This is a genomic window from Methylacidimicrobium cyclopophantes (genome assembly GCF_902143385.2).
Lineage (GTDB): Bacteria > Verrucomicrobiota > Verrucomicrobiia > Methylacidiphilales > Methylacidiphilaceae > Methylacidimicrobium > Methylacidimicrobium cyclopophantes.
Window position 1 is genome coordinate 1 of record NZ_CABFUZ020000001.1, and the last position, 8,327, is coordinate 8,327.

Annotated in this window: 5 protein-coding genes and 1 tRNA gene; 2 read left to right on the forward strand and 4 right to left on the reverse strand. The window is 60.8% G+C overall.

Annotation, left to right across the window (positions count from 1 at the left end; all coding sequences use genetic code 11):
* Nucleotides 1-616: ParB/RepB/Spo0J family partition protein (locus FN369_RS00005; protein WP_142524178.1), on the reverse strand; the 616-nt coding region annotated here is incomplete at its 3' end.
* Between the two features lie 160 nt (nt 617-776).
* On the opposite strand from FN369_RS00005, the gene FN369_RS00010 reads away from it, so the two are divergent.
* Nucleotides 777-848, forward strand: a tRNA-Val gene (locus tag FN369_RS00010).
* A gap of 21 nt (nt 849-869) precedes the next feature.
* Here FN369_RS00010 and FN369_RS00015 read toward each other — a convergent pair.
* The 3 genes from FN369_RS00015 to ppsA are packed head-to-tail and all read right to left on the reverse strand — an operon-like array spanning nt 870 to nt 6,636.
* Complete coding sequence (locus tag FN369_RS00015) at nt 870-1,400, reverse strand: PepSY domain-containing protein (protein ID WP_178087561.1); 531 nt, start codon at nt 1,398-1,400, stop codon at nt 870-872.
* The gene (locus FN369_RS00020) at nt 1,397-4,186 is read right to left on the reverse strand and encodes a bifunctional acetate--CoA ligase family protein/GNAT family N-acetyltransferase (RefSeq protein WP_142524180.1); all 2,790 of its coding nucleotides are present in this window, start codon (nt 4,184-4,186) and stop codon (nt 1,397-1,399) included. Before FN369_RS00020 ends, FN369_RS00015 begins: the two co-directional genes overlap by 4 nt.
* Nucleotides 4,183-6,636 (reverse strand): phosphoenolpyruvate synthase, encoded by a 2,454-nt coding sequence (gene ppsA / locus FN369_RS00025; protein WP_142524181.1) that lies wholly within the window; start codon nt 6,634-6,636, stop codon nt 4,183-4,185. The genes FN369_RS00020 and ppsA overlap by 4 nt, the downstream gene beginning before the upstream one ends.
* 15 nt (nt 6,637-6,651) lie before the next feature.
* Between ppsA and FN369_RS00030 the strand changes: the two genes are divergently transcribed.
* Nucleotides 6,652-8,327: AMP-binding protein (locus FN369_RS00030; protein WP_142524182.1), on the forward strand; the 1,676-nt coding region annotated here is incomplete at its 3' end.

Here is an 8,327-nt window from a genome sequence, read left to right on the forward strand (position 1 = left end):
GGCGGGCGGCCCGGATGCGGTCGGCTGAATCCTCCAAGCCGAGGATCGCCTTCCCGTGACCGCCGGTCAACCGGCCGCCCGCCAAAAGCTCCTGCACTTCCGGTTCCAAGGATAAAAGGCGCAGAGCATTGGTAACGGTGCTCCGGTTCTTCCCCACCTTCTGCGCAATCGCTTCCTGAGTGAGGGAGAATTTTTCCTGGAGAAGGGCATATCCCCGGGCCTCCTCGAGAATTGGAAGATCGCTGCGCTGGAGATTCTCCACGAGCGCGAGCTCGAGCATCTCTTGATCACTCGCGCTCCGAACGATGGCGGGCACCTCGGAAAGTCCGGTACGGATGGCGGCACGCCACCGCCGCTCGCCTGCAATGATCTCGTACTTCTCTTCGACCCGCCGGACGATGAGCGGTTGGAGAATTCCGCGCTCCCGAATCGAGCTTGCCAGCTCTTCCAAGGCTTCTTCGCTGAAAGTCTTTCTCGGCTGATAGGGGCTGCTGACCAAGCGCTCTACCGGGAGACTTTCGATGCGCTCTCCCTTCTCTCGATCCGGCTCTGAGAGAGCAATCTTGCCGCGCGCCAAAAGGGCATCGAGTCCGCGGCCAAGCCCTCTCTGCGCCATATGCTCCGCTACTGCTCCTTCTTTCTGCGTCCGACAGTCTGCTCGGGAAACTTCCTCATGGCAAGGCAAGAGGAAAGGGAACGCCTCGCCGCACGCGCTTCGCGCCTCATTCGCCCTTGCCGGCGCCTCGGAGCTATGGCATCAAAAGAGAACGCAGCAAGCGCGGTTAGCTTAGCGGTAGAGCGCTCGCTTCACACGCGAGAGGTCATAGGTTCGAACCCTATACCGCGCAAGCACCGCGATCCGAAAACCGCTAATCTCCCTCATCCCGCTCGCCGATCTCGAACTCCTCTTCGCGGACCTCTCGAATCTTGGCGGTCACCGCATCGACTTCCACTTCCCGCTCCTTGCCTCCCGACCTCGGCACGATCTCCACCTCGTAAACGGGTGTTCCCTCTTTCTCGAGCTTCCGTTCCACCTCCTTCACCCTCCCCGGATACTTCTCGAGAGCGATTCGGCGGGCTTCCTCCGAGGAGATCTTCGCCCCGTTCTCAAAAGCCGGGTTTCCCCTACCCACGGCTTCTTCGGTCTCGACCAGGCTCCCTGTTTGGGCGTTGACGAGAACCTTCCATTCCTTTCCCTCCCGATCCTTGATCTCAAATTTGTAGATCTTCCCGCCTCGCTCTTCCCGCTCGATCTCCATCTCCCGTACTTTTCCCGGCTTCTCGGACAATGCGGCCTTCAAGCACCGCTCGAAATCGACCTCGGCAGCCCATCCAGGCGCCGCGCTGCCTGCGATTCCGATCGCCGTGGCAATGATCCAAGCTTTTTCCCCGCTTCTCACCTCTCCTCCTTGTGGTCCGCCTTCCCTCCATCTCCGAGCATCCGTAAGGAAAGGATCGCCTCGTTCTCGCCCAACTCCGCGTTGAACCGAACGCGATAGCCCAATTCGAGGCAGATCCGCTTCATCGGCTCGTTGTCCGGCAGGATCCGGCCGATGATCCATTCGAGCCCTTCCCGCCGACCGATCGATGTCAGCCGCTCCAACAGCATTCGGCCGATTCCCTTCCTCTGCCATCGATCGGAGACCACAAGGGCGAACTCGGCCCCTGAAAACCCGTGAAGCTTGCTGAGGCGGCCGACGGCGACGATCCGTCCGGCCTCTGGATGGGGAGGAAGAACCTCCGCCACCAACACCGTCTCGATATTGTAATCCGCCATGCAGATCCGTGCCAGTCGTTCATGAGCAACCCGTTGTTCCAATTTCAGGTGCTGAAAATAGCGGTAGAAGACGCTTTCTTCCGAAAGTCCCCGATGAAACTCGACCAGTTGGGGTTCGTCCTCGCCCCGGATCGGCCGCAGTCGGAGAAAGGTTCCATCGCGCAATCTCGTTGTCTCGATCTGCTCGACTGGATAGGGCCGGATGGCGGGACGGGGAAGAGCCTCCGGAGGAGTGCTCTGCGGGAAGAGAACCATGCGCGCATCGAGAGCCGTCACCGCCCCATCGCCCGCAGCCAGGAGTGGGTTCACGTCGATTTCCCGAATCCGAGGAAGAGAGAGGACCAGCGAGCTGAATCGAATCAGAATTTCTTCGAGAATCTTCTCGTCCGACGGGGGAATGCCCCGCATCCCTCGGAGCGCGCGGGCGATCCGTGTCCTTTCGATCATCCTCCTCGCCGATGTCGTGTTGAGCGGCGGGAGCCCCGTCGCTCGATCTTCTAGGAGATCCACAAAAATTCCTCCCGCGCCGAAGACCAGCAGCGGTCCGAGCTGGGCATCGGCCGCACTGCCCAGGATGAGCTCGATCCCCTTCTTTGCGGCCATCTCCTGGACCGTCACCCCGAGAAAGGCATCGGCTCCGGCCGCCGCCACAGCCGCATCCCGGATTTGTCGGTAAGCGGCGATCAGAGCCGCTTCGTTCTCGATCCCCAGCCGAACCCCCCCCACATCGCTCTTATGGGGGAGCTTATGGGAACGGAGCTTCACCGCCACGGGAAACCCCAACGATCGAGCTCGGGCGACGGCCTCTTCCTCACTTTCCGCCAGACAGGTGGCAACCACCGGAATCCCGAAGGCGCGAAGAATTTCCTTCGACTCCCACTCGTCGAGCAGAACGCGCTCCTCCCGTTCCGCCCGCCGGAGAATCTCCTCGCAACGAGCGGCCGCCGTTCCCAATGTCTCCGGATCCACCAGTAGGCGGGGAGTCTCGTAAAGGAGCTCGAGGTTTCGCCGATGCTGCCAGATGAGGGCAAAGGCTCGCGCGGGAGCTTCCGGATAGGAGAAGCAGGGGATGCGGGCTTGATGGAAGAGAGCCGTTCCTCCCTCTACCGCTTCCCCGCCCATCCAAGCGGCGAGAACCGGCTTCCCGTAATCCTTCACTGCCTCGCAGAGAAGTTCCGCCGTGCGCGTCGGCTCCGTCATCGCCTGCGGACAGAGAAGCACCAGCATCCCATCGCTCTGCGGCTCCTTTTTTAATACTTCGGCCGCTTTGCGATAGCGATCCGCGTCCGCGTCCCCGATGATGTCCACCGGGTTGTTGCGGCTCCAACTCGGAGGCAGAATCCGATCGAGCTCCTCGAGGGTCTCCCCGGAGAGCGGCGCGAGCTCCCCTCCAGAGAGAAGGAGGGCGTCCGTCGCAAGGACCCCGGCACCGCCAGCGTTGGTCAAGATCGACAAGCGGGGCCCCGAGGGACGTGCGTTCCCGCCCAACGCCTCTGCCAGCGAAAAGAGCTCCTCTACGGTCTGTGCGCGAATGACGCCGACCCGACGGAAAGCCGCTTCGATCGCTTCGTCGCTTCCGGCCAGCGATCCCGTATGCGAAAGAGCCGCACGGGCGGCCGCCTTCGTCCTGCCGACCTTCAACACGACGACCGGCTTCTGAGAGCCGATCGCGCGGGCGGCTGAGAGAAACGAAGCGGGATCCCCGATCGACTCCATGTAAAGGATGATGCTCCGGGTCCTCGGATCATCCGCCAAGAAGAAAAGGACATCTCCCCAATCGACGTCCGCCATCGATCCAAGAGAGAAGAAGGCGCTGAACCCGATCTTTTCCCGTAGACTCCAATCGAGAATGGCCGTCCCCACGGCACCGCTCTGGCTCAAAAAGGCGATACTTCCCGGCAGGGCCATCTTCGCAGCAAAGGAGGCATTGCAATGAGCATGCGGAAGCATCAAGCCCAAGCAGTTTGGACCGAGGATCCGGAGCCCTTTCGCCCGGGCGGTCGCGATCATCCGATCTTCCAACAGCTTTCCGGCGGGACCGGTCTCCTTGAAGCCGGCGGAAAGAATCAAGGCGGCCTTCACCCCGATCTCCGCGCACTCTTCGATGATTCCAGGGACGGTAAGGGCCGGAGTGGCGATGATGGCCAAGTCGGGCGGCGGCGAGATTTCGGTCACGCTGGCATGGCAGGGCATGTCCAAGACTTGGCTGTGGCGGGGATTCACCGGGAAGACGCTCGCGGAGCTGCTCGAAAGGTTCTCGAGAACCGCTCGACCGACGCTGCCCGGCCTTTCGCTCGCCCCAATCACCGCCACCCGCCGCGGCGGCAGGAACGCAGCCAACCCGTACACACCCGCGGAGAGATCCGACGCGATCCGCTCCGCCGAACCGTCTTCTCCGCCGGGGCTCATTCGTCTTTGCCCTGCGAAAGCTCCTTCTCCTTCTTCAGAACGACGAGCGTGGTCTTGATCACCGTGTCGGGATTCAGGGAAATGCTGTCGATTCCCTGCTCGACGAGAAACTCCGCAAATTCGGGATAATCGCTCGGAGCTTGGCCGCAAATGCCGATCTTTCGCCCCTCCGCCTTCGCCGTGCGGATCACCTGGGCAACCATGCGTTTCACCGCTTCATTCCGCTCGTCGAAGATCGGAGCCACGATCTCGGAATCGCGGTCGACGCCGAGAACGAGCTGCGTCAGATCATTGGAGCCGATCGAGAAGCCATCGAAGACCTCGGCAAACTCCTCGGCCAAGATCACGTTGCTGGGGACTTCGCACATCATATAGATCTCCAGACCGTTTTGTCCACGGACCAGGCCGTTTTTCTCCATTTCGGCGAGCACCCGACGCCCCTCTTCCACGGTTCTCACTACCGGCACCATCAACTTGAGATTCGTGAGCCCCATCTCTTCCCGAACTCGCTTGGCTGCGGCGCACTCGAGCGCAAAGCCTTCTTGGTAGCGGGGATTGTAATACCGAGAGGCACCTCGAAAACCGACCATGGGATTCCGCTCCACAGGCTCGAACTGCTTTCCTCCGATCAGGTTGGCATATTCGTTGGTCTTGAAGTCGGAAAGGCGAAAGATCACGTCCTTCGGGTAAAAGGCCGCAGTAATCATTGCGATACCCTGGGCGAGCTTTTCGATGAAAAATTCTCGTTTCTCCCGGTAGCCCGCCGTCAGCCGCTCGATCTCGGCCTTCGCCTCCTTGTCCTCCAGTTGATCGAAATGAATCAACGCCATGGGATGAATGCGGACATAGGTCGTCAAAATGAATTCCATCCTCGCCAACCCGACGCCGTCATTGGGAATGAAGGAGAGGGAAAAAGCCTGCTCGGGATTGCCCACGTTCATGAGGATCTTGGTCCTCGGCCGCGGCAGCTCCTGCAAGTCGATGCGCTCCACGGTGAAGGGGAGCGTGCCCTCGTAGACCGTCCCCACCTCCCCTTCGGCGCAGGAGACGGTCACCGACTCTCCGTTGCGAAGGACCTCCGTGCCGTTGTCGGTTCCGACGACGGCGGGAACCCCGAGCTCCCGGCTCACGATGGCGGCATGACAGGTACGCCCGCCACGATTGGTCACGATCGCAGCGGCCCGCTTCATCACCGGCTCCCAGTCGGGATCGGTCTTCTCCGTAACGAGAATCTCCCCATCCCGGAATTCGTGAAGAAGCGGAACGCTTTGGATCACCCGCGCGACGCCGCTGGCAATTTTTTCGCCGACGCTCCGTCCCCAAACCAACGGCTTCCCCTTCTGCTGCAGCCGGTAGATCTCCAAAACGTTCCGATTTTTCTGGGATTGGACCGTTTCCGGCCGGGCCTGCAGCACGAAGAGCTCGCCGGTCAATCCGTCTTTCGCCCACTCCATGTCCATCGGGGTAAACTTCCCCCGCTTCTTGCTGTAGTGGTCCTCGATGACACAGGCCCAACGGGCGAGCTGCAAGATTTCCTCGTCGCTGATGGCGTAGCGGCGCCTCTCCTCGGGCGGAACGGGCACATTCTTGACGAACTTCGAACCGCCAAGGTCGTATACTAGCTTGAACTCCTTCGAGCCCAGAGCCTTTTGCAATATCGGACGAAAGCCGGCCCGCAGGGTCGGCTTGAAGACATAATACTCGTCCGGATTGATGGCTCCCTGGACGATATTCTCCCCGAGACCGTAAGAGGCGTTGATCAACACGGCGCCGGGAAAACCGCTCTCGGTATCGATCGAAAACATGATTCCCGATGCGGCCAAATCGGAGCGAACCATCTTCTGAATCCCGATTGAAAGAGCGATCCGTAGATGGTCGAATCCCTTGTCGATCCGGTAGGAGATCGCTCGGTCGGTAAAGAGCGATGCGAAGCAGCGCTTGCAAGCGACCAAGAGCTGATCTTCGCCTTGAATGTTGAGATAGGTCTCCTGTTGGCCGGCAAAGCTGGCCGTTGGGAGATCTTCCGCGGTCGCACTGCTGCGGACGGCGACGTCTGCTGGCTGCCCGCCGTCCCCATTGAGCTTTCGGTAGGCGTCCCGAATCGCGGCGGCCAACTCCGCAGGGATTGCCGCGGAAAGGATTGCTTGGCGAGCATCTTTCCCCCGCTTGCGCAAGTCTTCCAAATTCCGGCTGTTGACCTCTCGGAGGATATCGGAAAGCCGCTGATCCAACCCCGCCTCGCGCAGGAAATACCGGTAGGCCTCCGCCGTCGTCGCAAAGCCGTTCGGAACCTTGACCCCTTGCGACGAGAGCTCCCGATACATTTCTCCTAGCGACGCGTTCTTCCCCCCGACGGTCGCCACGTCTTCGATGCCGATTTCGGAAAACCAACGCACGAAGGAAGCTTGGAGAGGGGTGGACATGGTGGGCGAGGGTGCATCGGCTTTCATGGAATCTCCTTTGGCGTGGAAGAATTGACTCGGATCACATCTGGGGAAGCCCCCATTCGATTCGATTCTATCGCCTGCGGATGCGTCGTCGCAAGCTTTGCGGCTCATCTCCCTTTTCGTCTCGTGAAGAGCCGATCCTCTTCCTATGGTGGTTTGGGGGAAAAGGGGACGACCATGGCCATCGAGAAAGCTCGGAACTCCGGGCTAGCGTCCTGTGTGCGGCCGATTGCCAAGATTCTCTCCCGCCTTCTCTTCCGCGTAGAAATACGCGGCTCTTCGGAGCTTCCCGCTCGGGCCATTTATGTGGCGAATCATCTCTCGCTGATGGATGCGCCCATCCTTTCTCTTTTCCTGCCGATTCGACCTGTGTTCGTAGTCTACGCGGGGATGCTGCGAAATCCGTTTTATCGATGGGTGATTGGTCAGGCGGACCGTTTTCTCGTCGAAGAAGATCGACCTTTTGCGTTTAAGGAGCTTTTGGCCGTTCTGCGTCATGGGCGTTCGGTTCTCCTCTTTCCCGAAGGGAGGATCTCTCTCACGGGAAGCCTCATGAAAATTCAAGAGGGAGCGGCATTTCTTGCCCTCCACAGCGGCGCTCCCATCATATCCCTTATCCTCCGCGGGACGGACCATTTCTTTTGGGGCAGTCCCGCGCCGGTTGCAAAGAAGCTGGCGCCGAAAGTCTCGATCCTGGTGGGTCGGCCGGCGCGAATCGAGGCACCGGCCGGGCTCGAACGGAGGAAAGCGCGTCGGCTTGCCTTCCTTCGACTTCAGGAAATCATGGAGTTGGGCTTTTTCGAGAGCACGGAGCTTTTGCCTCTCTTCGAAGGGGTGAGACGCGCGGCCCGGCTTCACGGCTTTTCACGGCCGGCTCTTGAGGATCCCGTCGTGGGCTCCTTTTCCTACGGCCGGCTGCTCGCCCTATCCGCACTGCTCGGTCGCGTCCTCGGCCGGCGGAGCAAGCCCGGGGAGAGGGTCGGAATCCTCTTCCCCACAAGTGTCGTCGGTGTTGCGACGCTGCTGGGTCTCTGTGGACGAGGAAGAGTTGCCACACTGCTCAACCCGGCCGCCGGGAGAACCGGCCTGCGGCAGGCGGCGGAAATCGCCTCGCTTCGGACTGTGGTGACGAGCCGAAGGCTGCTGGCTGCGCCGGGGCTTGCCGGAATCGACGAAAGCCTTGCGACGATTCCAGGGCTCTCGCTCTTCTTCGTGGAGGATTTGCCAGGCAACACTCGACGCACCGATGCACTCATGGCTTGGATCGAAAGCCGATTTTCTCCGCCGCAAACTTCTCTCCCGCTCCTCGACGACCCGGCGGTCGTGCTCTTTACTTCCGGTTCCGAAGGACCGCCGAAAGGGGTGCTTCTCAGCCACCGAGCCTTGGCGGGAAATGCCGCCCAAGCCCTTGCCGTCGTTGGAACCGGGCCGCAAGATAAGGTCTTTTCGGCGTTGCCGCTCTTTCATGCCTTCGGGCTCACGACCGGCGTGCTCGTGCCTCTCCTGGGAGGCTTCCCCAGTTTCCTTTATCCTTGGGCTCTTCGCTCCCACACCATTCCTCGGCTCTGCTACTCTTCGGATGCGACGATCCTGGTCAGCACGAACACCCTTCTCTCGTACTGGGGCCGGTATGCCGTGCCCTACGACTTCGCCAGAATTCGGATGGTAATCGCCGGAGCCGAGCCGCTCCGTGC